This window comes from Pseudoduganella sp. R-31 (assembly GCF_049913235.1).
GTDB lineage: Bacteria > Pseudomonadota > Gammaproteobacteria > Burkholderiales > Burkholderiaceae_D > Rugamonas.
Genome location: NZ_CP183986.1, coordinates 4,196,413 through 4,222,041, shown reverse-complemented (window position 1 = coordinate 4,222,041; position 25,629 = coordinate 4,196,413). Strand labels below are relative to the sequence as shown.

The following is a 25,629-nucleotide window of genomic DNA, read 5'->3' as shown; positions in this document are numbered from 1 at the left end:
TTCTCCTGTTAGCCGCTAATCAGTTTGTTGCCGACCGAGGTCATGTCGTCGGCGGCCTTGAACAATTTCATCTGGATTTCGAAGGTGCGATTCAGGCTCATGGTGGCCACCATTTCTTCGACTGCCGTCACATTGGCGCCTTCCAGGTGGCCGGCCTTCACTTGCACGGTCGGGTCGGTGCCCAGCAACTGGCCGTCGCGCGCCACCAGCAGGCCCGCTTCATTCTTGGTGAGCTCGGACGCTTCGGCGCGCACCAGCTTGAGCTTGTCGATCACCTGCATCTCGGCATTGGCGGTCGGGCCCAGGATGGAGACGGTGCCGTCCTGGCCGATTTCCACCTTGCGGTGCACCGGCAGGGTGATCGGGCCGCCTTCGCCCAGCAACTGCATGCCGTTGACGGTCAGGGTGCCGTCGGCATCGAGCGTGATGGCGCCGGCGCGGGTGTAGGCTTCGCCCGTCGGGCCCTGCACGGCGAAGTAGCCGGGGCCGGAAATGGCCACGTCCAGTTCGCGGCCGGTCTGGCGCAGCGCGCCCTGGCGGTCGGTCACGGCGTTCGACTGCATCTGCGACATGTGGCGGTCGTCGTAGCCGTAGCCGGGCAGCTTGGCAGCCTGCGCCAGCTCGAGGTTGGCGCGGAAGCCGTTGGTGTCGAGGTTGGCGAGGTTGTTGGCGTGCACCTGCTGGCCACGCATGGCCCGCTCGGCGCCGCTCATTGCGGTGTAGATCAGCGCGTCCATTCAGTTGGCCTTTATTACAGGGCTTGCATCAGCGACTGCAGCATCTCGTTCTCCGCGGTGATGACCTTGGAGTTGGCCTGGTAGTTGCGCTGCGAGGTCATCAGGCTGACCAGCTCCGAGGTCACATCGACGTTGGAGGTTTCCAGCGAAGCGACCGTCAGTGCGCCGGCCACGCCCTGGCCGGCTTCGGACAGGTTGGCGTTGCCGGACTGCACGTTGGCGGTCCAGGACGTTTCATTGACCGGGGTCAGCGCATCTTCATCCGGGAAGGTGGCGATGGCCAAACGGGCGATGGCTTGCTTTTCGCCGTTGGAGTACTTGGCCACCACGTTGCCGGCCTGGTCCAGTTCCACGCCCACGTAGCTGCCGGCCGCGTAGCCGTCGGCGGCGTTGGTCGAGGTGGTCGATTCGCCTTTCTGGAAGGTGGTACCGGTGTAGTCGATCTCGACGGTCATCGCCGCTGCCGGCGCTGCCGCGAAGCTCAGGTTATGGGCATAGGAGGCGCCGCCGTTGGCCGCCAGGTCCAGCTGGCCGCTGGTGTCGAAGGTCAGGGTGTAGGGCGAACCGCCGGCGGCGCCCAGGTCGGTGCCGTCCACTGCCGAGTACACCTTGACGGTGCGCGCTGCCACGTCTTTCACGAAATACTGGGTCACGGTGTGTTCATTGCCCAGCGAGTCGTGCACCACGGTGACCTTGGACATGTTGTACATGTTGGCGTCAGGCACCACGGCCGGGGTGACGGTAGCGTTCGGCAGCTTGGTGGTGATATTGCCGGTTGGTACAGTCCAGTCGGCCGACATATTGGCCACGAAATCGATGTTGGTGGTGGCCTTGGCGGTCAGCAGGTTGGTCGGCACCTTGATGTCGCCCATCGGGCCGGCCACCATGCTTGGCGGGGTCAGCTGGAAGCCCTGCACCTTGGCGCCGGCGCTGTTGACCAGGAAATCGGTGGCATCCTTGGTAAAGATGCCGACGCGGGTGTAGTTGGTCTGGCCGGTGGAATCCTTGGCCACGAAGAAGCCGCGGCCATTGATCAGGGCGTCCAGGCCGCGGTTGGTGGCCTGGATGCCGCCGTTCAGGCCGATCGACTGGGTGGTCGAGCCGATGTGCACGCCGGTCGGCTGCGCACCGGCGTGCAGCGAGGCGAAGTTGGCGCGGCTGGACTTGAAGCCGTAGGTCCCGGCGTTGGCGATATTGTTGGAAATCGTGCCCAGTTGCTCGTTGATGGCCTGGATGCCGGACAAAGCGATATCGAAACTCATGGCGAGGACCTTTCGTTAAATAGCGGAAGTCGGGGTTTTGCCCCGGAATGCAGTAATGGCGGAAGGCGATACTTCGCCCACGGAATCAATCTTGACGGTAACGCTACCGGCGGCGCCGACCTGAACGCTGTCGAGGCGGCCCAGCACGGCCAGCGGCGCGTTCGGGTTGCTCTCGCTGGCCAGGCGCATGGAATAGCTGCCGGCTGGCAGGCCGAGCGCGGCAGGGTCGATGGTGAACTGGTGGGTGCCCGCAGGCAGGGTGCCCATGACGATTTCAACCTGTTGGCCGTTGCTGCCGGTCAGCACCAGGCTGGTCTTGGCCGAACTGCTGCCCAGGGTCGCTTCGCCCACCACCTTGTGGCCGTCGATGCTCACCTGGCTGGACTGCACCATCACGTCGGAGCCGACCTGGGCGCCCATGGCCAGCACCTGCATCGATTGCAGCACGGAGGCGTTGGCGGTGGTCAGGCTGGCCAGGTTCTGCAGCGCTTCGGTTTGCGAGAGCTGGGTCAATTGCTGGACGAACTGCGACGGATCTTGCGGCGACAGCGGGTCCTGGTTCTTGATCTGGGCCACCAGCAGCTTGGTGAACATGTCGCGCCCTTCGTTGGAGGCGCCGTTCAGCGCCACGCCGGTCGGGTTGCTGTTTTGCGCAGCAGCGTTGGTAAACAGGTTGGTTTCCATCAGGATTCACCGAGTTTGAGCAGGGAAGCCTGCATGCCGCGGATGCGGCCCAGCACTTCCACATTGGTTTCAAAAGCACGCGAAGCCGACATCATGTCGGTCATCTCGGCCACCTGGTTGACATTCGGGTAGAACACCATGCCGTCGGCATTGGCCAGCGGGTTGCCGGGCTCGTACACCTTGCGCAGCGGTTCGGCCGACTCGACCACGTCCAGCACCTGCACCCGGCCGCCGGCTGCGGCGTCGACGTTGTCGTCCATGACGGTGGCGAAGACCGGCTTGCGGGCGCGGTAGGTTTCGGCCTCGCTGCCGGCCACCGAGTCGGCATTGGCCAGGTTGGAGGCGACGGTATTCAGGCGCACTGTCTGTGCCGCCATCGCCGAACCGGCAATTTGCGCAATGTCTTTAAAGCTCATGAAAAATCCCCTTATTGACCGTTGATGGCTTTGGCGATGCCACGCAATTTCATGTTGATGAAGGTCAAACTGGTTGCGAAGTCAGTTGCATTTTGCGAGAAAGCGGCTTGCTCCACGCCAATTTCAACGGTGTTGCCGTCGCCGCTGGGGTGGTAGGGCACGCGGAACTTGGTTTCACCATCTCCGTCGAGGATTGGCTCACCGGACAGCTCCGCTTCGACGCGCGCCAGCGACTCCTTGAAGTCGATATCCTGGGCTGAATAGCCCGGCGTATTCTCGTTGGCGATGTTCGATGCCAGGATGCGCGTACGTTGCGCACGCAGCTGCAATGCATCCGCATGCAAACCCAGCGCGTCCTTGAAATTAATGGCCATTGTTGCTCTCCTCTGGTAATGTCCCAGCGAATTTACAGTCTAAAGGTATTGCCCATGCCCAACAATCCCATTGTACAGGTTTTCGGTGGAATATTGCTCATAGGAATTTTAAATTTCAGGCTTGCAACTGCTTCAACAATGGAAGAATTGCTAAGCAAAGTGAAACTAGCTGCAGAAAAGCAATTGCAAAACAATGCAGAAAGCCAACGCTGGCTGGAGCCGAAGTTCGATGTCGAAGTCATAAAGACCAATCGCGTCATTCCTTCCTGTCCCTCTGAGACACGGGTTGAGAGCCTGGACCAGCGCGGCATCGCACGCATGCGTTTCGTGGTGGTTTGCCCAAGCTTGCAAGGTTGGCGCTATGAGTTCCTTGCCAAGGGCAAGGTGTCGGCAAACGTTGCAGTTGCTGCCACCGATTTAATTTCCGGAAAAATTCTGTCGCCTATAGACTTGTTGCGGGAGCGCCACGATATCACCTTGATTCCCGATGCTTTTTCCGACTTTGGCGAGCTCGAGGGGATGGCTGCGCGGCGCACCATCCGCGCCGGCGAAGTCATTCGGCAGAATATGTTGGCAGCGCCACAACTGGTCAAGCGCGGCGACCAGGTGCGCATCGTCGCCAAGCGCGAGCAGATCGAGGTGTCGATGGCGGGCGAAGCCCTGGACAATGGCACGCGCGGCGCCATCATCCGAGTGAAAAACAGCAGCGGCACCCAGATCCGGGCGCGCGTTATTGATGCTGGGACTGTTGAGCCTGCAGACTTGCCTTGATGCTGGCGGCAACCCGGCCCAGCTTGTCGGCGTAGGCGGGATCGGTGGCATAGCCGCCGGCCTGCAGCGCATGTGCAAAGGCTTGCGCGTCGCTGCCGGTGTTGAGGGCGCGCCGGTAGCGTGGATTGTCGAGCAGCATGCCGGCATAGTCTTCGAACGAGCCGCCCATGTCGCCGTAGCCGCGGAAGCGCTCGTTGCGGCTGTGCGCGACGCCGTCTTCCACTTCCAGCGTGGCCAGCGCCTGCACGGCGCCCTGCCAGTTGCCGCCAGCCTTGATGCCGAACATATTGTTGCCCGGGGCATGGCGGCCCCAGCCTGATTCCAGCGCCGCGTGGGCGGCCACCAGTTCCGGCGCCACGCCAAGCCTTGCCGCGGCCGCTTCCGCATGCGGGCGGATCGCTTCCAGGAAGGCTTGCTGGGCTTCGCTGGGCACGCCGGCCTCGGCCGTTGCCTCGCTGCCGCCGATGGCGCGCGCGGCAATGCGGGCGCGCAGGGCGGCGCCATCGGCAGTCAGGGCGTTGCCGGCGCCGGGCGCAGCGGCGCCCGGTGCGTCGGCTGCCGCAATATAGCGTGCAACTTCGGCATGCACCTGGCGGAAGGTGGCGCTGCCCGCGCCGCCGGTGGCGGCCGGGGATGGGCTGAAGGCGGCCGGCAGCGCAGGGCGCATCGCGCTCATATTGCTGACGGTGGCTGCCGTGGCCTGGGTCGGCGCGGTGGCAGCGGTAAAGGCCCGGAAAGGCGTGAATTCAGACCGGCTCATAGGTTTGATCGTCGCCATGCAGCACGCGCTGCATGATGGTGTATTGCTCCGCCAGCAGTTCGGCATTGCGGCGGCCCATTTCGCGCGCCGTCTGCACCATGCCTTCCAGTTGCGCCCAGTCGGCTTCGAGGCGCGCACGCGCATCGGGCTTGAGCAGGGTGAACACTTGTTCCATGGAGGGCTGGGCGCCGACCAGGCGGGTTGCCAGTTCGACGCGCTGGGCGCGGCGCGCTTCCAGCACATCGACCAAAGCGCCGATTTCTTTAGCGATTTCGCCCAGGCGTTCGCTCTGGTGGCGGATCGCCGCTTCAAATTGCTGGGCAATCAGGTCCAGCATCTGCTGGTAACTGTGCAAGTCCGCCTTGATGCCGTCGAGCAGCAAGCGCATGGCGTCCTGGCGGCTGATCTCGCTCACTGCTCGCCCCGGTGGAACTTCTGGATCAGGCCGGCCAGCTTGCCGGCGTCGAACGGCAGTTCGCCCTTGGCCAGGGCGTCGCGCAACTGCGCCACGCGCTCATGGTCGATGTCGCCCATCTCTTTCATGGCCTGGATGGCGGGTTGCATCACGGCCGATTCCAGCTCGCGCCGGGCGGCCGGGGCGGCGCTCGGGCGCGCCGCGTCGGCCGGCGCGCTGTCGGCCACGGTCTGCACCGGGGTGCCTGGGGTAGAACCGGAAATCCTCATACGGTTTCCTCTTGACTTAACATTAATTGCCATTGCTTTTCCCCTTGCCAGGCAGCAGTTGTTGCCGCAATTGCTGCAACAGGCCGGGTTCGGGCAAATCCAATTCCCGGATGATAGCAGTCTTGCTGCTCGGCATGCCAAACATATCGGCGATGGCTTTCGCCTGCGTGTTGGTCAGGATCAGCAGTTCGATCCGGCGGTTGACGCCAGCATCGGCCCGTTTGGCATCGAGCGGCGCACGGTCGGCCATGCCGACCACCTGCAGCACGCTGTCCTGCGGCATGCTGCCGGCGAGCAGCTGCGAGCGCGCGGCCATGGCACGGTTGCTGGACAGGTTCCAGTTGGAGAAGGCCTTGTAGCTGGTATCGGCATACTGCGAGGAGTCGGTATGGCCGACGATCAGCATCTGGTTTTCCATCTTGGCGAACAGCGGGCCCATGCTCTGCAGCAGGCGCGCGAACTTGTCGGTCGGCACCGCCGAGCCGCGCACGAACATGCCCTGGCTGTCGGTATCGTGCAACATCACGCGCAAGCCATACGGCGTGACCACCGATTCCAGATTGCTGGCCAGGCCGGTTTCCTCGCTCATCCTGGCGAGCGTCTTGGCCAGCAGCTTGAGGTCTTCCGGCGTTTCGTAGCGCACCCGGTTTTCCGCCGTGTCGGTCGGGCTCTTGTTGAAGCCCTGGGTGGCATTGCCGTCCACATCGGTATTGCCGGTGCGCGGCATCGGGAAGCGTTCGATCAGGCTGCCGCGCGGGCCGCCCACCTGTTCCGGCATCACGCCCTTGCCGACGTCGGTCTTGCTGCCGTCGGACTGGGTCAGCACGTGTTCCAGCGATTCCTGGTTGCGCACGGCCATCAGCCATAGCACCAGGAACAGGCACATCAGGGCCAGGCAGAAGTCGGCAAAGGCAACCTTCCAGGCGCCGCCATGCTCGTCGTGCTTGTGCTTGCCACCGCCGCGCTTGACGATGGTTTGCTCATGGTGCTTGTCATGCGGCTTTAGCACGGCCACCTCCTCGGCGCGAAGTCGATTCCGGCTCGTCGCCGCCTTCCATCGCATTGATCCAGCCTTCGAGCTGGGCGAAGCTAGGCTTGATGTTCAGCTGCACCAGGCGGCGCCCGGCGTCGATGGCCAGCAGCGGCGGCTTGCCGGCCACGTGGGTGACCAGCACCACTTTCACGCATTCCATGGTGGACGCTTCCTGGCTGACCAGCTGCTTGAGCATATTGGAAATCGGGTCCAGCACGCCGTAGCAGAAGAAGATACCGATGAAGGTGCCGACCATGGCGGCGCCCACGTGCTCGGCGATCTCGGCCGAGGTGGCGCCTTCGCCCACCGTGCCCATGGTGATCACGATGCCCAGCACCGCGGCCAGGATACCGAAGCCCGGCATGGCTTCGCCGATCTTGCCCAGCGACTTGGCCGGCTGGGTCAGTTCTTCGTGGATGGCTTCCAGTTCCTGCTCCAGCACGCCTTCCAGTTCGTGGGCGTTGATCTTGCCCATGGCCATCAGGCGGAAGTTGTCGACGATGAAGGCCAGCAGCTTGGGCTCGTCCAGGATCAGCGGATAGCGCTGGAACAGCGGCGATTCGCGCGGCGCTTCGACGTGGGCGTCAAGTGCCTTCAGGCCGCCGGCCGCCAGTTGCAGCAGTTCATACATCAGCAGCAGCAGCTGGCGCTGGAATTCCGAGTCGTACTTCTTGCGCGACATCAGGTGCTTGACCTGCACCATGGTTTCCGACAGCACGTGGCGCGGGTTGCCGATGACAAAGGCACCGATGCCGGCGCCGGCAATCACCAGCAGTTCCAGCGGCTGCCAGATCGCGGTGAAGTGGCCGCCCATCATGGCGTAGCCACCGAACACCGAGCCAAACACGATCATGATGCCGAATAGTTGCTGCATGGTTTATGCCTTTCGATTGGTCTTCCGGGTGGGCTGCGGCTCAGGCCGCCAGCACCGCTTTCATCTTGTTCAGGGCCTGCTTGTTCAACTGGCAGACACGGGCGTCGGTCAGGTCCAGCACGGCGGCGATTTCTTTGTAGCTGAGCTCGAATTCGTAATACATCTGGATCACGCGCTGCTCGCGTTCGTCCAGGCCGTTCAGCGCCTGTTCCAGGCTGCGGCGTATCATCAGCTGCTCTTCGGGGCCGGCCACGCTGCCGGTGTCGGCCAGGGTGTCCTGCAGGATGTCGTCGAAGCTGGCGATGGTCTCGGCATTCTCGTCCAGCAGGTAAGCCTGGTAGGCCTCGGCATCGAGGCCGAGCGCCGTCATGATTTCCTGTTCGCCCGGCTCGCGGCCCAGCTTGCGCGTCAGCTCGCGCACCGCATCGCGCATCTTGTGGCTTTGCTGGCGCACCGCGCGCGGGCGCCAGTCCTGCCGGCGCAGCTCGTCGAGGATGGCGCCGCGCACGCGCAGCGCGGCGTAGCTGCCGAAGCCGGCATCGGGCTCGCCGTAGCGGCGCAGCGCTTCAAGCAGGCCCATCAAGCCAATCTGCTCCATGTCGTCGCGGTCGATCGCGCCTTGCACCTGCGAATTCAGCTGGCGCACGATGCGCTTGACCAGCGGCGCGTAGGCGAGCAAGTGCTTCTGCTCGTCGGCCACGCTGACTGCGGCGTAGCTCTCGGCATAGGGATCTGCAACCGTATCCACCAAGCCCATGGCCTTTACTCCAGGATCAACTTGCCAATCATCACTTGCTCGAAGGGGCGTTCGCGCGCCTCCTTGGTGTAGGCTTCATCGTAAGCCTTGTTCAATTCCTCGACAAACTGGTCAATGGTCATCATCGACGCCTTTTCCATCGGCAGGGCCGACAGGGCGCGCACGGCAACGCTGCGCAGCATCGGGAGGGCTTCCTTGGCTTCCTTTTCCTGCTTGGCCGTGGTCGAGATGACGAGGTCGGCCGACATATAGTGCGGCACGGTCTCGCCCGGCTGGCGGCGCAGCATGACGATGACTTTCTCGATGGTCAGGTACTTCAGGGGCTCGCCCGGTTTTTTCTCCTCGGCTGCCGCCTTGGCCGGCTCGGCGCTCTTGCCTTTCATGAGCCAGACGGCGCCGCCGGCGGCGCCTGCACCCACCAGCAGCACGGCTGCCACGCTCAGGACCAGTTTCTTGTTCATCTAATGCTTACTCCCGTTCGCCCAACATGGCAAAAGTGGTGTTGCCGGCATCGCTGCCTTCCAGGGCGCGGCCCGGCTGGCGCTGCTGTTCGCGTTGCTGCTGCGCGTCCTGCTGGCGCTGCTGCTGGCCGCCATCGGCCAGGCTGCGCGCATTGCTGGAAGACACCGTGACGGCTACCTCGCCGAACTGGCGCTGCGACAGGTCCTGGCGCACGGCGTCGCCGATGGTGTTGAGCTGGCGCAGCACTTCGCTGTGGCTGGCGGCGATGTTCACCTGCAGGGCGCCGCCGCTGTGGCGCACGGAAATTTCCACGCTGCCCATGTTTGGCGGTTCCAGGCGGATCACGGCGCGCTCGTCATTGCGAGCCAGTTGCAGCTGCAGGCGGTCGCCGAGGGCGGCGCGCAGCGGCTGCTGCCATTGCTCCGGGCTGCCGCTCAATTGCAGCGTATCGCCGGGCTGGGGCGCGGCTGCATTGGCCAGCACGCTGCGGAAGCCGGGCAGGGCGCCGGCATCGGCCGGCTGGCGCTGGCTGTCGGCCAGCAGGCTGGCGCTGTCCTTGGCGGCCAGCGGGGCGGCCGTGCTGTCGGCGGCCTGGCCTTGCAGGGCGTTGAGCGCGCTGGCCAGGGCTTCGCTGGCCGAGCTGCGGGTCGCCGCGGCGGGCGTGGCGGCTGGCAGTACCGGGCTGGCAGCAGGGCGGGCTGCCGCGGCGAGCAGGGCGCTGCGGGTGTCGGGCAGCGGTGCTGCCGGCGCCCTGGCGGCCTCGGCCTGCGCGCCGGCGCCGGCTTCACGGGCGGCCAGGGCGCTGGCCTGGGCCTGCTGGCGCAAGAGCAGGCTGCTGGCGTTGGCCTTGGCGGCGGGAGCGGTCAGGGCGGCGGCGACGGCTGCCACGCTGTCGGGCGTGGCGCCCGGCGTGCCGCCGTTCAGCGGCAGCGTGCCCATGGCAGGCAGCATGGTGGCCAGGGCGGCCGCGGCGGCTGCCGTGTCGTCGGCAGGCTTGGCCGGGGTGCTTTCCTGGTCGGCGCTGCTGCCGGCCATGGCGTCCAGCAGGGCGCCGAACGGCGCCGGCACCATGGCGGCGGCATCCAGCAGCACGCCGGCCAGGCCGCTGGCCGGCGCAGCGCTGTCAGCCGTGCTGCCGCGGGCCGCATCGGCCGCTGCGGCGCCGTTGGCGGCCGGCGGCGGCAGGCCGGCAGCGCCGGCGGCTGTTGGGACGGGAGCGGCAGGGGCCGCAGGCAAGTTGATCATGCTCAGGTTCCGGTTGCAGCGTCACCGCTGTCGAGGGCATAGGCAAGCCAGCCCTCTCTGTTGTTCGTCATATCGCTCAGGTGCTGGCCAGTCTCGACGGTGGCGCTATCAACTCTTGCCACAGCCGCGACGTGCAAATCACGCAGCGCCGCCAGCGCTGCGCGCTCGGCCGGCGTCCACGCACCCTGCGCTGCCAGCGCCGGCAGGGTGGAGGTCATCAAAGTATTAATCGCCGCCAGTGCCGCCCAGTCGCTGGCGGCAGTGGCGGCGCTCAGCTGCTGCGCAAGCTGCAGCAGCGTCCCATGCCTATCCATGCTTGTCGTGCACGCCTTGCCAGCCGGCGCGGATCGTGGTCAGCAGGCCCACCACCTCGTCGATGACGGCAGGGTCCATGTCCACGCCGGCGCGGTACAGGCGGGCAGCGCAATAGTCGTACAGGCGGCCCAGGTTGGCCACCACCTCGCCGCCTTGCTCGAAATCGAGCGAGCTGGCGAGCCCGTTGATGATCTCGGTGCACTTGTCGAGGCTGAGCGCCTTTTGTTCGTAGCGCTTGCCAAGGATGTGGCCGCGTGCACGGGCCAGCTCTTCCAGCAGGCCGTCGGTCAGCACCAGCACCAGTTCGATCGGCGTGGCGCGGGCCGTCTGTGCATCCAGGTTCGTGGCGTGATAGCTGCCGTAGGCGTCGTGGTCCATTGTTTAAGACTTTCAGGAATCGGATTTGCTGAACATCGCTTCAAACATGCTGCTCGTTCCGCTCATCTGGGACTGCAGGGATTGCAGCTGGGTGAACTGGTTCAGGTAGCGCTTGTAAGCGTTGTCGTATTGGGTTTCCAGCGCGGCCTGGCGGGACACGAGCTGGGACTGCAGTTTGGCGTTGGCATCCTTGCGGGTGGCGAGCTGGCCGGTGCCGGCCTTGGTCCAGCTGTTGACCAGGGTATCGAGGTTGCCCAGGACGCCCGTCGGCATGGTGCCGGTCTTGCCCAGGATCGCGTCCAGGCCGGTCGGGTTGGTGGCCAGGGTCTTGTCCAGGCGTGTCTTGTCCAGCGCCAGGGTGCCGTCGCGCTGGGCCGTGACGCCATAGTTGACCAGGCTGACCCCGCCGACCGCCGTGCGCAGCAGCGATTGCATGCGCGATTTCAGCGAAGCAAGGCCGGCGTCGGAGGCATAGATGCCGCTGGCCGTTCCTTTGGCAACGTTGCCGGCTGCCGTCAGTTCGCCGATCGAGGCCAGCATCTTGTTCCACTGGTCCACGAAATTCTGCACATTGGTCGCGGTGGCGCTGCTGTCGCGCGCGACATTCAGGGTGACCGGCACGCCGCCCGTCTGGGCCTTGGTGAAGGTCATCGAGACGCCATCGACCACATTGAAGGTGTTCGACGCTTGCGTGATCTTGTTGCTCGGATCGCCGCCCGGGGCACCGACCCAGACCACGGCATCGGTGCCGTTCTGCAGCACGCGGTTGGCATCGGCCAGCTGCGCCTGCAACGCTGGATCGCCCAGGTTGGTGGTGTCGATGCCGGCCACGCCATTGGCCTGGCCGGTCACATTGGAGGTCAGCACCAGCCGGGTCTGGCCGTTGACGGTCAGGGTGGAGGCGGTCACGCGCGAATTATTGGTCGCTTCCATATTGATGGCAGCGGCAATTTCTTTCGCGCTCAGCGTATTGTTCAGGTCCTTGTCGCCGTTGGCCAGGCTGACGGTGAAGCTGCTGCCATCGGCCAGCTTGACGGACAGGGTGCCGGCGGCCGCGCCGGTCACGGCCGAATCGGTCATGCCGCTGTAGGACACCTGGCCGACCGTGGCCAGCTGCTCGACGTAGAACTGGTAATTGCCGGCGGCCGCCGAGGCGGTTGCCGTGGCCGTGCCGACATCGGAGCTGAATGTTGCCTTGTTGGCTACAACCGAGCCGGACGAGGTCGTTGACGACAGGGCGCTGCGGAAGGTGCCCAGGGCCGAGCTCAGCTTGCTCAGCGCCTTGTCGATCGCCGTCGCGGTAGCAGACTGGGAATCCAGCATCGACTGGCGCCCCTGGATATACATCTGCGCCAGTTGGGTGGCCGTGGTCTTGGGATCGTAGGTGGGGACAGAAGTAGCCATTTCTCGTGCTCCGAAGAAATTAAATGAAGTGTACCAAGGTAAGAGGCGACCAAAGTGATGACTTCATGAAATATTCGGTTCAGCCTTTCATTTATGTCCGCGGTACCACAGTTGGGTTGCCAGTTCGTCATGCCGCTTGCGCTCTTGCGCACGCTGCGCCGTGGCCGCTGCGTCCTGGTGGCGCTCCAAGACCTGGCCCAGCACTTCGCGCTTGACGTAGGCGGCGGTCAGGGCGCGCTGCGACACGGCCATGTCGGCCTCGTGCATGTGCAGGTTGAGGCGCTGGCTGTCGGCCATGGCCATCACGCCTTGCTTGTAATCGCCGCAATTGATGGCCAGGGCCATCGGCAGGCGGCCGGACGGGCCGCTGCTTTCGTACAGGTTGGTCAGCTTGTCGAGCGTCTTCCGGTAGCGGTCGCGCACGCTTTCCTTGGCGGCCATTTCCGTTTGCAGTTTGTCGACTTCATTGCTGCGCATGTCGACCAGGGTCGACAGGCTGCGAATCGTGGTTGTCGTCATGCCATGAGCCTTTCAAGTTGGTCCACGCAATTGGCGTAGGGGGCCGGTTCCTTGGTCCCCTGGCACAGGAATTCTTCGATATGCGGATGCAGGTTGACGGCCTTGTCGGTGACCGGATCGGCGCCCGGCACGTAGGCGCCCAGCGGGATCAGGTCGCGCACCCGTTCATGGCGCGCCATCGAGGCTTTCAGTGCACGCGCCGCCAGCATGTGCTCGCGCGTGATCACATGGTTCATGCAGCGGCTGATCGAGGCGGCAATATTGATCGCCGGGTAGTGGCCGCGCTCGGCCAGTTCGCGCGTCAGCACGATGTGGCCGTCCAGGATGGCGCGCGCGGTGTCGACCACCGGGTCCTGCTGGTCATCGCCTTCGGCCAGCACGGTGTAGATCGCGCTCATGCTGCCGTATGGATTTTCGCCATTGCCGGCCGATTCGACCAGCTGGGGCAGGGCGGAAAACACCGATGGCGGATAGCCCTTGGTGGCGGGCGGCTCGCCCAGTGCCAGCGCCACCTCGCGCAGCGCCATCGCATAGCGGGTCAGCGAATCGACCAGCAGCAGCACGTTCTTGCCCTGGTCGCGGTAATGGGCGGCGATCGAGTGGCACAGTTCGGTGGCCATGATGCGCATCAAGGGCGACTCGTCGGCCGGCGCGATGACCAGCACGGCTTTCTTCAAGCCTTCCGGACCCAGCGACATTTCAATGAACTCGCGCACCTCGCGCGAACGTTCGCCGATCAGGCCTACCACCACCACGTCGGCCACGGTCTGGCGCGTGATCAGGCCCAGCAGCACGGACTTGCCGACGCCGGAACCGGCCATCAGGCCGACGCGCTGGCCCTTGCCCAAGGTCAGCATGCTGTTGATCGCGCGCACCCCCACGTCGAGTGCATCGATTACCGGCTGCTTCCTGAGCGGGTTGATGCGCGGCGGCTGGGCGTCGAGCGCGTATTCACCGCCCAGCTTGCCCAGGCCATCGATCGGTTCGCCAATGCCGTTCACCATGCGGCCCAGCCAGCTGTCGCCAATCTGCAAGCTGCCTTTTTCGTTGGACGGCAGCACGCGTGCGCCGGTGGTCAAGCCGGCAGCTTTCTTGAACGGCATCAGGAAGGTCAGCTTTTCGCGGAAGCCCACCACCTGCGCGTCGAGCCATTCGCCATCGACTGTCTCGATCTGGCAACGCTGGCCGGTATGCAGCTTGCAACCGGTAGCCTCCAGCAGCAGGCCGGAAGCCCCCACCAGGCGCCCGGTCGGGGTCGCCAGCGGTACGTCATCGAGTTCCAGTTTGCGCAGTGCGTCTGCAATCATTCTTCGCTCTCAGCGTCGTCACCGCCATCGGCGGCCTGCAACTGATTATCGACCTGTTCCATGACAGCAGCAAGACGCTGGTGGCAACCGGCATCGACTTCGCTATCGCCGGCACGGATGCGGCATTCGCCCAGGTCGAGGCGGGCATCGCCGATCAGGTTCCAGCGCTTGGCGCGCTTCGGATCGACTTCCATGATGCGTTTGACTTCTTCCGGATTCAGGTAGACATCGATCTCGTCGCGCGTTGGCGGCATCGAGGCCAGGGTCTCGTCGACCAGGGCCATGATCTGCACCGGCTGCAGCGCGAGCTCGGCGCGGATCACGTTGCGCGCCACTTTCGCCACCAGGTCCACCACTTCCTTGCGCTGGGCGGCGCGGTAATCGGCGCGCAGCTTCTTCAGCGATTTGAGCATGCCGTCGACCGGGCGCGCCAGGTGGTCGAAGCCGACCAGGGTTTCCTGGCGGCCTTCTTCACGGCCCAGCTCCACGCCTTGCTGGCGGCCGGCTTCAAAGCCGTCTTCCTGGCCGCGCTGCAAGCCGATTTCATAACCGTCGCGCTGGCCCTGCTCGAAACCTTCGCTGACCGAAGCCTGCCATTGGGCGGCATCGGCCACGTGGCCCTGGCCGGCGACGCGCTGGCCATTGGCGCTGTGCACGTACTGCTGCAAAGGCGGGAAGCGGTAAGGGCGGAACTGTTTCATCACTCGACCACCGTTTCAGCGAACAGCTGCACTTCGACTTCGCCGGCATCGGCCAGCGCCTTGACAGTGGCCATGATTTCCTGGCGCGTCGCTTCGATGCGCGACATCGGCACCGGGCCGGCGCGGCGCATCATGTCTTCGAAGGCCTGCGCCTGGCGCTTCGGCATGGTCTTCAGCACCGCGTCGCGGATCGCCTGTTCGGCGCCCTTGAGCGCGATGGCCCACTGCTCGAGCGGCACTTCCTCGATGATGCGGGTGAGCGTGACTTCGGTCTGGGTCGACAGGATGAGGAAGTCGTACATCTGCATCTCGATCTGTTCCACCACTTCCGGGTCGTGGGCGCGCAGCAGCTCGACGATCTGGGCGCGGTTGCTGGGCAGGCGGTTCAGGATCTCGGCCACCTGGCGCACGCCTTCCACGCTGGTCGACTGCGAGTCGAACGAGGACAGGCAGCGGTTCACCAGTTCTTCCAGTTCCAGCAGCAGGTCGCGGTCGATCTCGTCCAGGCGCGCCATGTTCAGCAGCACCAGGTCGCGTCCTTCCAGCGGCAGCGCATCGAGGATCTGGCCGGCCAGCGCCGGCGGCAGGAAGGCCAGGAACACCGCCTGCATCTGCACGTGTTCGTTGGCAATGTAGTCGGCCAGCCACTTCGGCGAGGCCCACTGCAGGCGCGCCATTTTCGGGCGCAGCTCGTCGCCGTAGATGTTGTTCAGTACGGTATTCGCGATATCACCGCCCAGCGCCAGGTCGAGCGAGCGCTTGAGGAAGGAGCGCGAAGCTCCGTGCACGCCGGACTGCTGGCGGTAGTCGTCGAAGAAGGTCTGCATGGCGGTCTTCACTTCTTCCACCTTGATGCCGCTCATGCGCGACATGACCTGGGTCACTTCCAGCAATTCTTCACGCGACAGGCAGCGCAGCACGGCAGCAGCCGGCTCTTCGCCGATCGACAGCAGCACGATCGCGGCTTGCTCGACCGGGCTCAGGCCCTGTTCCTGGTCCAGGTTATTGTTGATGTCGGCCATTTTTCTGCATCCATTGTTTGACGACTTCGGCTACGCGTTCCGGCTCTTTCTCGGCCAGAACCTTGAGGTGGTCCACCATCACGTCCACCGGCGAACCGGCAGGCGGCAAATCGTAGTTTTCCAGCAGCGGCACCATCGGCATCTGGCTGCCTTGCAGCGCTGCCGGCTTGGCGCCCGCTTCTTCCTGCGCTTGCGGAGAGCCTAGAGCAGCTGCCGCGCCGGCGGCGCCCGGCACGGCCGTCGCGCTGCCCGGGATCGGCGTAGCCTCGGCCTGGCGCGCCGCCGCGCCGGCCAGGGCCGGCTTGGCCGCCTGCGCCGGCGTGGCCGGGGCGAAGCGCGCAGTCAGCAGGCGCAGCAGCGGGCGGGCCAGCAGCAGGTAAGCCAGCAGCAGGGCCACCGCGTAACCAAGCCAGTTGACCGAATCGACCACCGTATCGCGTTCCTGCCACCATGGCACGTCGGCCGCCTTGGCAGGGAAGTTCATGGCGCTTACCACCAGCTTGTCGCCGCGTTCTTCATTGATGCCCAGGCCGCTGCGCAGCACCTTGTCGATGTTGGCAATCTCAGGTGCGGTCCAGCCAGTCTTCGGGAAGGGGGCGGCAGCCTGTGCCAGCACCACGGCCACGTTCTGCCGCACCAGGCGGCCGCGGGCGCGCTTGGTCTGGGTGATGCTGCGGTCATAGGCGAACTGGCGCGTGGTCGCGTTCTTGCGCGCGGTGCCTTCCGGCGCCTGGCCGGGCGCGCCAGCCGCGCCGGCTGCGGCCGCTGCATCGGCCGCCTGCTGCTGCGGCGGACGGTTGGACAGGGTGCCAGGCACGCCCATCGCGATGCGGTTGCGGTCCTGCTCTTCGCGCATGGCTTCGCTGGTTACCTTGGGGTCGGCGCCATATTTTTCAACGGTTTCTTCGACCTTGTCGTTGTCGACATCGGCGGTCACGCTGACGCGGAAATTGCTGTCGCCAACGATAGGGCCCAGCAGGCCCTTGATGTTGGCGCGGATTTCTTCCTGCTGGCGCTTGGCGTTCTCATTGGTCGAGGTCGAGGCATCGAACGCCTCCGTCAGGTCGACGTGCGAGGACAGCAGGTTGCCGGCCTGGTCGACCAGGCTCACACGCGCCGGGCTCAGCGAAGCGACGCTGCCTGCCACCATGTTGACGATGGCGGCGATATGTTCAGGCGCGAGCGTGCGTCCTGGCTTGGTAGCGATAACTACGGAGGCCGACGACTTCTCGCCATCGCTCGACACGAAGGAAGTGGACTTGGCGATCGACAGGTGCACGCGCGCATGGGCGATCGCGTCGAGGGTCATGATCGAATTGGCCAGTTCGCCTTCCAGGCCGCGGCGGAAACGCACGTCCTGCACGAATTGCGAGACGCCGAGCGGGTCGTTCTTGTCCATGAGTTCCAGGCCGGCCGGCAATTGCGCGGTCACGCCCTTGGCGGCGAGCAGCATGCGCACCTGGCCCAGCTTACCTTCCGGCACCAGCACCTGGCCGGTTTCCGGATGGATGCGGTAAGAAATCTTTTCCGCGTCGAGCACGTTCATCATGTCGGCGGTCGCGACTTTTTCGCGCTGGCCGAATACCGGCTTGTAGCCGCTCTGGTCCTTCCACAGGATCATCAGCACCAGCGCCGTCACGCCGACAGCGAGCAGCAGCAGGGGATACAGGTTCTTCAGGACAGCCGGCGGCACCGCTGGTGCCGCAGCGCCGCGCCAGCGTCCGAGGGCGGACTTGAGGTTAGCAATCACGTCAGGTCTTTCGAGAAGGAAGGCGGAAACTACAGATTACAGCGGAAGCTTGATCAATTCATCGACCGCACCCATCACCTTGTTGCGCACCTGCATCAGCATCTGGAACGACAGGCTGGCTTCCTGGCTGGCGAGCATGGCGCCCACCAGGTCGTCGCTGCGGCCGGCATCGACATCGGCCATCTTTTGACCGGCATCAAGGTCCTGCGCATTGACGCCGGCAATGGCGTCTTGCATCGTTTGGGCAAAGGAAAAAGTGGCGCCCGGCTGCGGCGCGTTGAACTGGGCGGCAGGCGCGATGAGGTTGGCGTGCTGCGTCAGCTCGGCGGCCGCATTGTTCAGGGATGCCAGGTCGGCCTTGATCAGGCCAGCGAATTCATTTGCCATAAAACACCTCAGGTTGGTTGCGTCAGGGCGCGCTTTCGTTACCAATACTGCAACACCATTGACTTCCAGTCACTAACCAACAATCTGGACTAAATGTTAAATGGTGCCGTACGGGAACATGCAGTGTAACCCGATTTCTGGTTCGTAACAACCGCTTACAAATCGCAAAACTACTTATAAATCATGCACTAAGGATAGTTTTTGCAACCAACTGATGTTACATTGCAATAATGAAGCTTACTCTTTGGAAACTTTTATGTAAAGTCTTTTTGACCAAAGAGCTACTTGATTCATGGCAATACTGAGGGATTTGAGTTATTCTACGCTTCCAAGATCATCCTGAGCGCAGAACTTTGCGATAGGATTGCAGCAGACGGATGGCCAACTATGACTACCTCTCAAAGCACTGTGCAATACGAAGTACTTGACCCTTGCTTGCTGGGGCGGCCGGTACACCGGCTGCCCGAGTTTGCCGCGCAGTTGCGCGAAGACCTGGCCCAGGCCATGCGCCTGAACGTCCACCGCCGTTACTGGGGCACGTTCCAGGTGGACGATGTGTCCTTCAGCCGCCTCGACGGCAGCGAAGCGCGCCAGCGCTGGCTGGGTTTTGCAGCGCCTTCCGGGCAACTGGGTTTTGCGTTGGAGCGTAAGATACTGCTAGGCGTATTGAATTACCGTTACGGGCGCGCCACCCGCGCCGATGCCGCTGTTGACGAACAGGCCGTGCGAGTTACCGCTACCGAGGAACGCCTGGCTGTGGTTCTGGGGCAACAGCTGGTGAGCATTCTGGCAGCGCGAATTGAAAGTAACCTGCCTGCAAGCGGGCGCGAACTTGGCGAAGAGGAAAGCATCAAGGCAAGCAGCGCCGCCCAGCCCGGCAAAGGAAGCTGGGTGGTCACTGTTTCGCTCAGCGATGGCGAACTGCAGGGCAAGGCCTGGTTTGCGCTCGACAAGCAAGTGATGGGCAGTGTGCTGGCCGGCCTGATGCCGGAGCGCGATGCCGGCAAGAAGGGCAACAAGCATCCAGGGCCGCTGGCGGCGCGGCTCCAGGTTGGCCTGAGCGGCCGGCTGGTTTCCAAGGAAACCACGCTGGGCGCCATGTTCGACCTGCGTGTGGGCGATGTCATCCCGATCAGCCTGCACAGGGCAGACGTTATGCTCGAAGAATCCCGCCTGTTTACAGCTGCGGTCACTGAGCACAAGGGCAAACTCTGCTTAACCTCTTTTGAAGATTCCGAATGAACATGATGAATAACCCGAACGGTTCCAACGACTCCATGCTGGACGATATGTCGGAAGAAATGATCATCGACCAGGTATCGCAGGATTTGAGCGACGTGCCGGCGCCGCGTGCCGGCCGGCGCGACCTGCCTGCCATGATGCGCAAGATTCCCGTCACGCTGACGCTGGAGGTTGGCTCGGCCCGCCTGTCGCTGCAGGACCTGATGCAGATCGGGCCGGACAGCGTGGTGGAACTCGACATGCTGGCCGGGGAACCGCTGACCATCAAGGTCAACGGCACCGCGATCGGCCGCGCCGAGGTGGTGGTGGCCGGCGAAAACTACGGCCTCAAGGTCATCGATCTGGACGGGTTGAACCTCGACATGATGGCGCCATGACGGCGCGCCGCCTGGTGCCCGGCCTGGCGGCCGGGGCAGTGCTGCTATGTGCCTGCGCGCCCGCGTGGGCCCAGGATTTGCTGGCCGGGGTGGTCCCTGGCGCCAAGACCGACTTGTCGGTGAAGATGCAGATCCTGGTCATCATGACCCTGCTGGGCTTGCTGCCCATCATGGTCATGATGATGACCAGCTTTACCCGTTTCGTCATCGTGCTGTCGCTGCTGCGCCAGGCCCTGGGCCTGCAGCAGGGCTTGCCCAACCGTATCATCACCGGCGTGGCGCTGATCCTGACCCTGCTGGTGATGAAGCCGATCGGGGACGCGGTGTGGCGCGACGCTTTCGTGCCCTACGACCAGGACAAGATCGGCTTGCAGGATGCGCTGAAAATTGCCGAGAAGCCGATATCGCGCTTCATGCTGGCCCAGACCAGCAAGGCTTCGCTCAGGCAGATCGCCCACCTGGCCGGCGAAGACGCGATTACCAATCCCGCCGACCATGCGTTCACCGTCAAGCTGGCGGCGTTTGTCTTGTCTGAATTGAAGACGGCATTCCAGATCGGTTGCCTGCTGTTCATTCCCTTCCTGATCATCGACCTGGTGGTATCGTCGGTGCTGATGGCAATGGGTATGATGATGCTGTCGCCGCTGGTGATTTCGCTGCCGTTCAAGCTGCTGCTGTTCGTGCTGGTCGATGGCTGGACATTGACTGTCAATACGCTCGTGACGAGCATACAGGCCTATTAGGTGACAAAGCGATGCTGACGCCCGACGTGGCCGTCGACCTGATCGTCGAGGCCCTGCATATCGTAATGATCATGGTCATGGTGCTGGTGGTGCCAGGGCTGGTCGCGGGCCTGCTGGTGGCGCTGGTGCAGGCCGCGACGCAAATCAATGAGCAGACGCTGAGCTTCCTGCCGCGCCTGCTGGTCACCCTGCTGGCCATTGTCCTGACGGGGCGCTGGATGTCCAGCTACCTGATGGATTATTGCGTGTCGATCTTCCAGCGCGCGGCAACTCTGGTGGGGTAGCGGGCCATGGAACAGGTCCTGGCAAACCTCCTGGTGTGGCTGACGGCAATCTGGTGGCCTTTCGTGCGCTGCATGGCCATGCTGAGCGCGGCGCCGGTGCTGGGCGAGATGATGGTGCCGGTCACTGTGCGGCTGCTGGTGTCGCTGGTGCTGGCGATCATCCTGCTGCCGGTGACCCAGGGGCAGGCGGTGCAGGGCATCGACCCGATTTCGGTGCAGGGCATTGCGGTGACGCTGGAGCAGGCGGTGATCGGCGGCGCGATCGGGCTGGCATTTCATTTTTCGATGTCGGTGATCGGCGTGCTGGGTTACCTGGTATCGAGCCAGGTCGGCTTTTCGATGGCGGTGATGAATGACCCGCTGAATGGCACTTCGTCGGACGTGGTGTCGGCGCTGCTGTCCATGCTGGCCATCGTCGTTTTCTTTTCGATAGACGGCCACCTGGTGCTGGCCGGCGTGATCGGGCAAAGCTTCAAGGCCTGGCCGCTGGGCGGCGGTTATTCGGCGCTGCTGTTGCAGGCGGTGGCGTGGAATGTGGCATGGATCTTCTCGGCCGCCATGCTGCTGGCGATACCGGTGGTGTTTTCCGCGCTGGTGGTGCAGCTTGGTTTCGGTTTCCTGAACCGCGTGGCGCCGACGCTGAACCTCTTTGCGCTGGGCTTTTCGGTGATCACCGTTTTCGGCCTGCTGATGCTGGGCCAGGTGGTGCGCTTCATTCCGCAGCATTACATCCGCATGTCGAGCCGTGTGCTCGACATGATCCAGCAACAGATGGTGCCTCATGGCTGACGATAGCGGCGGCGACAAGTCAGAGAAGGCTTCAGCGCAGAAGCTGAAGAAATCCCGCCAGGAAGGCCAGGTGGTGCGTTCGCGCGACCTGGCGACGGCCATCGGCATCCTGGTGTCGCTCAAGCTGTTCGTGTACATGCTGCCGGACTACCTGCTGGATTTCCGCGAGATCTTCCACCAGGCGTTTGCGCCGCTGGAAGGCGAGGGCGCCCTGGAGAACGTCATGAGCACGGTCTGGCTCAGTTCCGCGCTGCTGCTGGTGAAGATGGTGTTGCCCTTGTTCGTGGTGCCGTTGTTTGTCGTGCTGGGCGCCATGGTGCCGGGCGGCTGGGTGATGAGCGCCAAGAACCTGCAGCCGAAGTTCGAGCGCTTCAACCCGGTGACCAACCTGGGGCGGCTGTTCTCGAAGAAGCATGGCTTTGAACTGCTGGTATCGATCGGCAAGGCAGCGGTGCTGGGCTGGGTGCTGGTGCACATCGGCACCAGTACGGTCAACGAGTACACGCGCCTGCAAGGGCTGGGACTGAATGAAGCCATGATTTCGGGCGCCAACCAGATGCTGAATGGCGTGATGGCCATGGTGGCCGTGTTCATCATCTTCGCCATCATCGACGTGCCGGCGCAGGCTTACTTCTTCGCCGAACAGCAAAAGATGTCCAAGCAGGAGCTGAAGGAAGAATACAAGTCGCAGGAAGGCCGTCCCGAAGTGCGCCAGCGCATCCGGCAACTGCAGCGAGCGATGGCCGAACGGGCTGCGCGCAAGATCGTGCCGGGCGCCGACGTGGTGATCGTCAATCCGGAGCACTATGCGGTGGCGCTGAAATACGACGAGAAGCGCGCCGAGGCGCCGTTCGTGCTGGCCAAGGGCGTCGACGAAATGGCGCTGTACATCAAGCGGCTGGCGCAGGAGAACGGCATCGATGTGCTCTCCCTGCCGCCCTTGGCGCGCGCAATTTACAATACCAGCCAGGTCAACCAGCAGATTCCCGTGCAGTTGTACCAGGCTGTTTCCATGGTCCTGCATTATGTGCTGCAGCTGAAGGCGTTCCGTGAAGGGCGCCGTCCATCGCAGCCCAATCCGCTGGAAGCGGCGCAGGTACCGGTTCCAACTTCCATGAGTGAGGCAGCAACCATATGAATTTCCTGAAGGGCTTGTTCGCAGAAGCGGGACGCCACAAACTCGCCACGCCGGTATTCCTGCTGGCGATCCTGGCGATGATCATCCTGCCATTGCCGCCTATCCTGCTGGACGTCCTGTTCACTTTCAATATCGTGCTGGCCCTGATCGTGATCCTGGTCAGCGTGAACGCCAAGCGGCCGCTGGACTTCTCGGTCTTCCCGACGGTGATCCTGGCTACCACGCTGATGCGGCTGACGCTGAACGTGGCCTCGACCCGCGTGGTGCTGCTGCACGGCCACCAGGGCACGGATGCTGCCGGTAAGGTGATCGAGGCCTTCGGCCAGGTGGTCATTGGCGGCAACTACGTGGTCGGCATGGTGGTGTTCGTGATCCTGATGATCATCAACTTCGCCGTGGTGACCAAAGGCGCCGAGCGAATTTCCGAAGTGTCGGCGCGCTTCACCCTGGATGCCTTGCCGGGCAAGCAGATGGCGATCGACGCCGACCTGAATGCGGGCCTGATCAACCAGGAAAAGGCAGTGCAGCGCCGCAAGGAAGTGGCGACGGAAGCGGACTTCTACGGCGCCATGGACGGCGCCGCCAAATTCGTGCGCGGCGATGCGATTGCATCGATCCTGATCCTGATCATCAATATCGTCGGCGGTGTCGCCATCGGTACCGTGATGCAGGACATGAGTTTCGGCGATGCGTTCAAGCAGTACGCCCTGCTGACCATCGGTGACGGCCTGGTGGCGCAGATTCCGGCGCTGCTGCTGTCGGCTGCGGCGGCGATCATCGTGACCCGCGTGTCCGAGACGGAAGGCGCCGACTTCGAATCCCAGGTGGGCCAGCAGTTGCTGGCATCGCCGAATGTGCTGTTCAGCGCTGCGGCCGTGATGGTGATCCTCGGCCTGGTGCCGGGCATGCCGAAGTTGAGCTTCCTCACCTTTGCCGCGGTGCTGGGCTATGTGGGCTGGCGCCTGTACCAGCGGCAGGGCGCGCCGGTGGTCGACAACATCGCCGCCATCGAGGCAGCGCTGCGCGAAGAGAAAGTGCCAGAGCTCGAATGGCAATCGCTGCCCGTGGTGCAGCCGTTGCAGGTTTCGCTGGGCTACAAGCTGGTGGGCATGATCGACAAGGCGCATGGCGAAGTGCTGACCAAGCGCTTGCGCGGCGTGCGCCAAAGCCTGTCGGAAGCGATGGGCATGGTGCTGCCGCAGATTAACGTGCGCGACGACCTGGGGCTGAAGCCGACGCAGTATGCGGTAGTGCTGGGCGGGTCCACGATTGCGGTGGCCGAAGTGTTTGCAGAGCGCCTGATGGCAATCGCGTCGCCCAACGTTTATGGCCAGATCGACGGCATCCCTGGCGTGGAACCGGCTTATGGCATGCCGGTGACCTGGATCGAGGCAAAGGACAAGGCGCATGCACTGGGGCTGGGCTACCAGGTGGTGGAAGCGCCAAGCGCCATCGCGACCCATGTGTCGAAGCTGATTCGCGAGTACCTGCCGGAGCTGTTCCGTCATGAAGACGTGGCGGCATTGATGGATCGCCTGACTGCCTTGTCGCCGAAGCTGGCTGGCTCGCTGGACAAGGCGCTGACGCACACCCAGTTGCTGCGCGTGTTCCGCGTGCTGTTGCAGGAGTCGGTGTCGCTGAAGGATATCGTGCCGATTGCCACGACGCTGCTCGACTCGTCTGAAACTACCAAGGACCCGATCCTGCTGGCAGCCGAAGTGCGTTGCGCGCTGCGGCGCCAGATCGTGTCCGGTCTGTTCGGCCAGAAGACCGAGATGCTGGCCTTTAACCTGGGCGGCGAACTGGAAAACATGCTGCTTGGCTCCCTGAACCAGGCGCGCCAGACCGGCAAGGTGGTGCTGGATAACTATCCGATCGACCCGCACCTGCTGGCGCAATTGCAGGTGAACATGCCGGTGGCGCGCGAGCAGATGAAGCAGCAGGCAACCCCGCCGCTGCTACTCGTGCTGCCGCAGATCCGGCCGCTGCTGGCGCGTTACGCCCGCTTGTTTGCGCCTGGGCTGCACGTTCTGTCGTATAACGAAGTGCCGGAGAATCGCGAAGTTTCGATTATCGGTACGGTGGGCTGAAACCGGCAAACCAGGGTCAGACCCGGAGGGTCAGACCCTGTACGGTCTCCAGGTCCCGGGTTTGGTTGTGCGCCTCTGACTTTCGGCGAAGATCAATACCGCTCAACCCGAACCCGCTGCCCGAAGACTGTACGGGGTCAGACCCTTGGGTCTGACCCCGGTTCACCGGTTTTGCTGGTAGAATCCCAGCGCCTGCAACGTGCAGGCAAATAATTACGTCTTCGGGGCGGGGTGCAATTCCCCACCGGCGGTAAGGACAGCAATGTCCAAGCCCGCGAGCGCCTGCCTGGCTGCATAGGGCAGGGTCAGCAGACCTGGTGCGACTCCAGGGCCGACGGTATAGTCCGGATGAAAGAAGATGTGCGCTGTTGCGCGTGGATGCCTGTCCGCCTTGCGGGCTGGGTAGCTGCGCCTATTCGCTTGCCCTGGAGCGTTTTTCGTTAACTTTTAGCGAGGAGCGTTTCCTATGTTGTCCCCTGAATTGTCCCTTCAAAGCACCGACCTCGAAGCCCGTATCCACGCGGCGCTGGAAGCCATGCGGGCCGGTATCCCTGTCATCCTGCTGGACGACTTCGACCGCGAGAACGAGGCCGACCTGATTGTCGCCACCGATCGCCTGACGGTCGAGACCATGGCCCTGATGATCCGCGAATGCAGCGGCATCGTCTGCCTGTGCCTCACCGCCGAAAAAGTGCGTGAGCTCGAACTGCCACCGATGGCTGCTGAAAACGGCAGCAAGTACGGCACCCCGTTCACGGTCTCGATCGAGGCACGCCACGGCGTGACAACCGGTGTATCGGCCGCTGACCGTGTCACGACCATCCGTGCCGCCGTGGCGCCTGGCGCGCGCCCGGAAGACGTGGTGCGGCCCGGCCACGTCTTCCCGCTGCGCGCCACGCCAGGCGGTGTCCTGATGCGCGCCGGCCACACCGAAGGCTCGGTCGACCTGGCCAGCATGGCTGGCCTGTCGCCATCGGCCGTGCTGTGCGAGCTGATGAATCCGGACGGCACCATGATGCGTGGCGACGCCATCGAGCGGTTCGCACAGCTGCATGGCATGCCGATCCTCACCATCGCCGAATTGATTGAGTGGCGAAAGCGCAGCTGATTTCCGGTCACGGAGC

General features: G+C 63.8%; 31 protein-coding genes and 1 riboswitch. Of the genes, 9 read left to right on the top strand and 22 right to left on the bottom strand.

The window, feature by feature from the left end:
* Nucleotides 1-8 precede the first annotated feature (8 nt).
* The 5 genes from flgF to flgB are packed head-to-tail and all read right to left on the bottom strand — an operon-like array spanning nucleotide 9 to nucleotide 3,473.
* Complete coding sequence (gene flgF / locus ACN9MY_RS19085; RefSeq protein ID WP_426162067.1) at nucleotides 9-737, bottom strand: flagellar basal-body rod protein FlgF; 729 nt, start codon at nucleotides 735-737, stop codon at nucleotides 9-11.
* 14 nt (nucleotides 738-751) lie between these two features.
* On the bottom strand, nucleotides 752-1,999 hold the full coding sequence (locus tag ACN9MY_RS19080; protein ID WP_426335957.1) for a flagellar hook protein FlgE: 1,248 nt from the start codon (nucleotides 1,997-1,999) through the stop codon (nucleotides 752-754).
* 15 nt (nucleotides 2,000-2,014) lie between these two features.
* Nucleotides 2,015-2,683, bottom strand: coding sequence for a flagellar hook assembly protein FlgD (locus ACN9MY_RS19075; protein ID WP_426335956.1), 669 nt, complete (start codon nucleotides 2,681-2,683; stop codon nucleotides 2,015-2,017).
* On the bottom strand, nucleotides 2,683-3,099 hold the full coding sequence (flgC, locus tag ACN9MY_RS19070) for a flagellar basal body rod protein FlgC (protein ID WP_426162063.1): 417 nt from the start codon (nucleotides 3,097-3,099) through the stop codon (nucleotides 2,683-2,685). Before flgC ends, ACN9MY_RS19075 begins: the two co-directional genes overlap by 1 nt.
* An 11-nt stretch (nucleotides 3,100-3,110) precedes the next feature.
* Nucleotides 3,111-3,473: a flagellar basal body rod protein FlgB gene (gene flgB, locus ACN9MY_RS19065; protein WP_426335955.1), complete on the bottom strand. Its 363-nt coding sequence runs from the start codon at nucleotides 3,471-3,473 to the stop codon at nucleotides 3,111-3,113.
* A gap of 54 nt (nucleotides 3,474-3,527) precedes the next feature.
* On the opposite strand from flgB, the gene flgA reads away from it, so the two are divergent.
* Nucleotides 3,528-4,244 (top strand): flagellar basal body P-ring formation chaperone FlgA, encoded by a 717-nt coding sequence (gene flgA / locus ACN9MY_RS19060; protein ID WP_426162061.1) that lies wholly within the window; start codon nucleotides 3,528-3,530, stop codon nucleotides 4,242-4,244.
* Here flgA and ACN9MY_RS19055 read toward each other — a convergent pair.
* The 17 genes from ACN9MY_RS19055 to ACN9MY_RS18975 form a co-directional block, all read right to left on the bottom strand.
* Entirely contained in the window at nucleotides 4,204-5,004 is an 801-nt protein-coding gene (locus tag ACN9MY_RS19055; protein ID WP_426335954.1) for a glycoside hydrolase family 73 protein, read from the bottom strand. The genes flgA and ACN9MY_RS19055 overlap by 41 nt on opposite strands.
* Nucleotides 4,991-5,419, bottom strand: coding sequence for a flagellar export chaperone FlgN (gene flgN / locus ACN9MY_RS19050; protein ID WP_426162059.1), 429 nt, complete (start codon nucleotides 5,417-5,419; stop codon nucleotides 4,991-4,993). The genes ACN9MY_RS19055 and flgN overlap by 14 nt, the downstream gene beginning before the upstream one ends.
* The gene (flgM, locus tag ACN9MY_RS19045; protein ID WP_426162058.1) at nucleotides 5,416-5,688 is read right to left on the bottom strand and encodes a flagellar biosynthesis anti-sigma factor FlgM; all 273 of its coding nucleotides are present in this window, start codon (nucleotides 5,686-5,688) and stop codon (nucleotides 5,416-5,418) included. Before flgM ends, flgN begins: the two co-directional genes overlap by 4 nt.
* A 22-nt stretch (nucleotides 5,689-5,710) precedes the next feature.
* The gene (locus ACN9MY_RS19040) at nucleotides 5,711-6,697 is read right to left on the bottom strand and encodes a flagellar motor protein MotB (protein ID WP_426335953.1); all 987 of its coding nucleotides are present in this window, start codon (nucleotides 6,695-6,697) and stop codon (nucleotides 5,711-5,713) included.
* Nucleotides 6,681-7,595, bottom strand: a complete 915-nt coding sequence (motA, locus tag ACN9MY_RS19035; RefSeq protein WP_426162056.1) for a flagellar motor stator protein MotA — start codon at nucleotides 7,593-7,595, stop codon at nucleotides 6,681-6,683. The genes ACN9MY_RS19040 and motA overlap by 17 nt, the downstream gene beginning before the upstream one ends.
* A gap of 40 nt (nucleotides 7,596-7,635) precedes the next feature.
* Nucleotides 7,636-8,352 (bottom strand): RNA polymerase sigma factor FliA, encoded by a 717-nt coding sequence (gene fliA, locus ACN9MY_RS19030; RefSeq protein ID WP_426335952.1) that lies wholly within the window; start codon nucleotides 8,350-8,352, stop codon nucleotides 7,636-7,638.
* 5 nt (nucleotides 8,353-8,357) lie between these two features.
* Nucleotides 8,358-8,813, bottom strand: coding sequence for a flagellar basal body-associated FliL family protein (locus tag ACN9MY_RS19025; protein ID WP_426335951.1), 456 nt, complete (start codon nucleotides 8,811-8,813; stop codon nucleotides 8,358-8,360).
* 7 nt (nucleotides 8,814-8,820) lie between these two features.
* Nucleotides 8,821-10,059, bottom strand: coding sequence for a flagellar hook-length control protein FliK (locus ACN9MY_RS19020; protein WP_426318306.1), 1,239 nt, complete (start codon nucleotides 10,057-10,059; stop codon nucleotides 8,821-8,823).
* Between the two features lie 2 nt (nucleotides 10,060-10,061).
* Nucleotides 10,062-10,373, bottom strand: a complete 312-nt coding sequence (locus tag ACN9MY_RS19015; RefSeq protein WP_426318305.1) for a hypothetical protein — start codon at nucleotides 10,371-10,373, stop codon at nucleotides 10,062-10,064.
* A complete protein-coding gene (gene fliS / locus ACN9MY_RS19010; RefSeq protein ID WP_426162051.1) occupies nucleotides 10,366-10,752 on the bottom strand; it encodes a flagellar export chaperone FliS in 387 nt (128 codons plus the stop codon). Before fliS ends, ACN9MY_RS19015 begins: the two co-directional genes overlap by 8 nt.
* A 12-nt stretch (nucleotides 10,753-10,764) precedes the next feature.
* Nucleotides 10,765-12,156, bottom strand: coding sequence for a flagellar filament capping protein FliD (fliD, locus tag ACN9MY_RS19005; RefSeq protein WP_426318304.1), 1,392 nt, complete (start codon nucleotides 12,154-12,156; stop codon nucleotides 10,765-10,767).
* Between the two features lie 87 nt (nucleotides 12,157-12,243).
* On the bottom strand, nucleotides 12,244-12,675 hold the full coding sequence (gene fliJ / locus ACN9MY_RS19000; RefSeq protein WP_426162049.1) for a flagellar export protein FliJ: 432 nt from the start codon (nucleotides 12,673-12,675) through the stop codon (nucleotides 12,244-12,246).
* Nucleotides 12,672-13,982 (bottom strand): flagellar protein export ATPase FliI, encoded by a 1,311-nt coding sequence (fliI, locus tag ACN9MY_RS18995; protein WP_426335950.1) that lies wholly within the window; start codon nucleotides 13,980-13,982, stop codon nucleotides 12,672-12,674. Before fliI ends, fliJ begins: the two co-directional genes overlap by 4 nt.
* Nucleotides 13,979-14,683 carry a flagellar assembly protein FliH gene (gene fliH, locus ACN9MY_RS18990; protein WP_426335949.1) on the bottom strand — a complete coding sequence of 235 codons (705 nt, stop codon included), beginning with the start codon at nucleotides 14,681-14,683 and terminating at the stop codon, nucleotides 13,979-13,981. Before fliH ends, fliI begins: the two co-directional genes overlap by 4 nt.
* On the bottom strand, nucleotides 14,683-15,705 hold the full coding sequence (locus ACN9MY_RS18985) for a flagellar motor switch protein FliG (RefSeq protein WP_426162046.1): 1,023 nt from the start codon (nucleotides 15,703-15,705) through the stop codon (nucleotides 14,683-14,685). The genes fliH and ACN9MY_RS18985 overlap by 1 nt, the downstream gene beginning before the upstream one ends.
* Nucleotides 15,686-17,455 (bottom strand): flagellar basal-body MS-ring/collar protein FliF, encoded by a 1,770-nt coding sequence (fliF, locus tag ACN9MY_RS18980; protein WP_426318302.1) that lies wholly within the window; start codon nucleotides 17,453-17,455, stop codon nucleotides 15,686-15,688. The genes ACN9MY_RS18985 and fliF overlap by 20 nt, the downstream gene beginning before the upstream one ends.
* 36 nt (nucleotides 17,456-17,491) lie before the next feature.
* Nucleotides 17,492-17,842 carry a flagellar hook-basal body complex protein FliE gene (locus tag ACN9MY_RS18975; RefSeq protein WP_426162044.1) on the bottom strand — a complete coding sequence of 117 codons (351 nt, stop codon included), beginning with the start codon at nucleotides 17,840-17,842 and terminating at the stop codon, nucleotides 17,492-17,494.
* A gap of 387 nt (nucleotides 17,843-18,229) precedes the next feature.
* Between ACN9MY_RS18975 and ACN9MY_RS18970 the strand changes: the two genes are divergently transcribed.
* From ACN9MY_RS18970 to ribB, 8 genes are all read left to right on the top strand, one after another.
* Nucleotides 18,230-19,084: a FliM/FliN family flagellar motor switch protein gene (locus ACN9MY_RS18970; protein WP_426318301.1), complete on the top strand. Its 855-nt coding sequence runs from the start codon at nucleotides 18,230-18,232 to the stop codon at nucleotides 19,082-19,084.
* 2 nt (nucleotides 19,085-19,086) lie between these two features.
* Nucleotides 19,087-19,461, top strand: a complete 375-nt coding sequence (locus ACN9MY_RS18965; protein WP_426172241.1) for a FliM/FliN family flagellar motor switch protein — start codon at nucleotides 19,087-19,089, stop codon at nucleotides 19,459-19,461.
* Complete coding sequence (gene fliP / locus ACN9MY_RS18960) at nucleotides 19,458-20,204, top strand: flagellar type III secretion system pore protein FliP (protein WP_426162042.1); 747 nt, start codon at nucleotides 19,458-19,460, stop codon at nucleotides 20,202-20,204. The genes ACN9MY_RS18965 and fliP overlap by 4 nt, the downstream gene beginning before the upstream one ends.
* A gap of 11 nt (nucleotides 20,205-20,215) precedes the next feature.
* Entirely contained in the window at nucleotides 20,216-20,488 is a 273-nt protein-coding gene (gene fliQ / locus ACN9MY_RS18955; RefSeq protein WP_055924555.1) for a flagellar biosynthesis protein FliQ, read from the top strand.
* A gap of 6 nt (nucleotides 20,489-20,494) precedes the next feature.
* Nucleotides 20,495-21,277: a flagellar biosynthetic protein FliR gene (locus tag ACN9MY_RS18950; RefSeq protein ID WP_426162041.1), complete on the top strand. Its 783-nt coding sequence runs from the start codon at nucleotides 20,495-20,497 to the stop codon at nucleotides 21,275-21,277.
* Nucleotides 21,270-22,415, top strand: a complete 1,146-nt coding sequence (gene flhB / locus ACN9MY_RS18945) for a flagellar type III secretion system protein FlhB (RefSeq protein WP_426162039.1) — start codon at nucleotides 21,270-21,272, stop codon at nucleotides 22,413-22,415. Before ACN9MY_RS18950 ends, flhB begins: the two co-directional genes overlap by 8 nt.
* A complete protein-coding gene (locus tag ACN9MY_RS18940; protein WP_426162038.1) occupies nucleotides 22,412-24,505 on the top strand; it encodes a flagellar biosynthesis protein FlhA in 2,094 nt (697 codons plus the stop codon). Before flhB ends, ACN9MY_RS18940 begins: the two co-directional genes overlap by 4 nt.
* 213 nt (nucleotides 24,506-24,718) lie before the next feature.
* Nucleotides 24,719-24,869, top strand: a riboswitch (FMN riboswitch).
* A 102-nt stretch (nucleotides 24,870-24,971) separates the two neighbouring features.
* Nucleotides 24,972-25,613, top strand: coding sequence for a 3,4-dihydroxy-2-butanone-4-phosphate synthase (gene ribB, locus ACN9MY_RS18935; protein WP_426162036.1), 642 nt, complete (start codon nucleotides 24,972-24,974; stop codon nucleotides 25,611-25,613).
* The last annotated feature ends 16 nt before the right edge of the window (nucleotides 25,614-25,629 follow it).

What these genes read in the sequence shown, in the direction of transcription:
- ACN9MY_RS19080 (WP_426335957.1), bottom strand. Translation starts at nt 1,999, where the DNA reads ATGAGTTTCGATATCGCTTTGTCCGGCATCCAGGCCATCAACGAGCAA.
- flhB (WP_426162039.1), top strand. Translation starts at nt 21,270, where the DNA reads ATGGCTGACGATAGCGGCGGCGACAAGTCAGAGAAGGCTTCAGCGCAG.
- ACN9MY_RS18970 (WP_426318301.1), top strand. Translation starts at nt 18,230, where the DNA reads ATGACTACCTCTCAAAGCACTGTGCAATACGAAGTACTTGACCCTTGC.
- fliD (WP_426318304.1), bottom strand. Translation starts at nt 12,156, where the DNA reads ATGGCTACTTCTGTCCCCACCTACGATCCCAAGACCACGGCCACCCAA.
- ACN9MY_RS19055 (WP_426335954.1), bottom strand. Translation starts at nt 5,004, where the DNA reads ATGAGCCGGTCTGAATTCACGCCTTTCCGGGCCTTTACCGCTGCCACC.
- motA (WP_426162056.1), bottom strand. Translation starts at nt 7,595, where the DNA reads ATGCAGCAACTATTCGGCATCATGATCGTGTTTGGCTCGGTGTTCGGT.
- ACN9MY_RS18940 (WP_426162038.1), top strand. Translation starts at nt 22,412, where the DNA reads ATGAATTTCCTGAAGGGCTTGTTCGCAGAAGCGGGACGCCACAAACTC.
- ACN9MY_RS18975 (WP_426162044.1), bottom strand. Translation starts at nt 17,842, where the DNA reads ATGGCAAATGAATTCGCTGGCCTGATCAAGGCCGACCTGGCATCCCTG.
- fliJ (WP_426162049.1), bottom strand. Translation starts at nt 12,675, where the DNA reads ATGACGACAACCACGATTCGCAGCCTGTCGACCCTGGTCGACATGCGC.
- flgM (WP_426162058.1), bottom strand. Translation starts at nt 5,688, where the DNA reads ATGAGGATTTCCGGTTCTACCCCAGGCACCCCGGTGCAGACCGTGGCC.
- flgF (WP_426162067.1), bottom strand. Translation starts at nt 737, where the DNA reads ATGGACGCGCTGATCTACACCGCAATGAGCGGCGCCGAGCGGGCCATG.
- ACN9MY_RS18950 (WP_426162041.1), top strand. Translation starts at nt 20,495, where the DNA reads ATGGAACAGGTCCTGGCAAACCTCCTGGTGTGGCTGACGGCAATCTGG.
- fliQ (WP_055924555.1), top strand. Translation starts at nt 20,216, where the DNA reads ATGCTGACGCCCGACGTGGCCGTCGACCTGATCGTCGAGGCCCTGCAT.
- fliA (WP_426335952.1), bottom strand. Translation starts at nt 8,352, where the DNA reads ATGGGCTTGGTGGATACGGTTGCAGATCCCTATGCCGAGAGCTACGCC.
- fliS (WP_426162051.1), bottom strand. Translation starts at nt 10,752, where the DNA reads ATGGACCACGACGCCTACGGCAGCTATCACGCCACGAACCTGGATGCA.
- ACN9MY_RS19025 (WP_426335951.1), bottom strand. Translation starts at nt 8,813, where the DNA reads ATGAACAAGAAACTGGTCCTGAGCGTGGCAGCCGTGCTGCTGGTGGGT.
- fliH (WP_426335949.1), bottom strand. Translation starts at nt 14,683, where the DNA reads ATGAAACAGTTCCGCCCTTACCGCTTCCCGCCTTTGCAGCAGTACGTG.
- ACN9MY_RS18985 (WP_426162046.1), bottom strand. Translation starts at nt 15,705, where the DNA reads ATGGCCGACATCAACAATAACCTGGACCAGGAACAGGGCCTGAGCCCG.
- ACN9MY_RS19015 (WP_426318305.1), bottom strand. Translation starts at nt 10,373, where the DNA reads ATGGATAGGCATGGGACGCTGCTGCAGCTTGCGCAGCAGCTGAGCGCC.
- flgB (WP_426335955.1), bottom strand. Translation starts at nt 3,473, where the DNA reads ATGGCCATTAATTTCAAGGACGCGCTGGGTTTGCATGCGGATGCATTG.
- ACN9MY_RS19020 (WP_426318306.1), bottom strand. Translation starts at nt 10,059, where the DNA reads ATGATCAACTTGCCTGCGGCCCCTGCCGCTCCCGTCCCAACAGCCGCC.
- ACN9MY_RS19075 (WP_426335956.1), bottom strand. Translation starts at nt 2,683, where the DNA reads ATGGAAACCAACCTGTTTACCAACGCTGCTGCGCAAAACAGCAACCCG.
- flgC (WP_426162063.1), bottom strand. Translation starts at nt 3,099, where the DNA reads ATGAGCTTTAAAGACATTGCGCAAATTGCCGGTTCGGCGATGGCGGCA.
- fliI (WP_426335950.1), bottom strand. Translation starts at nt 13,982, where the DNA reads ATGATTGCAGACGCACTGCGCAAACTGGAACTCGATGACGTACCGCTG.
- fliP (WP_426162042.1), top strand. Translation starts at nt 19,458, where the DNA reads ATGACGGCGCGCCGCCTGGTGCCCGGCCTGGCGGCCGGGGCAGTGCTG.
- ACN9MY_RS18965 (WP_426172241.1), top strand. Translation starts at nt 19,087, where the DNA reads ATGATGAATAACCCGAACGGTTCCAACGACTCCATGCTGGACGATATG.
- flgA (WP_426162061.1), top strand. Translation starts at nt 3,528, where the DNA reads ATGCCCAACAATCCCATTGTACAGGTTTTCGGTGGAATATTGCTCATA.
- ribB (WP_426162036.1), top strand. Translation starts at nt 24,972, where the DNA reads ATGTTGTCCCCTGAATTGTCCCTTCAAAGCACCGACCTCGAAGCCCGT.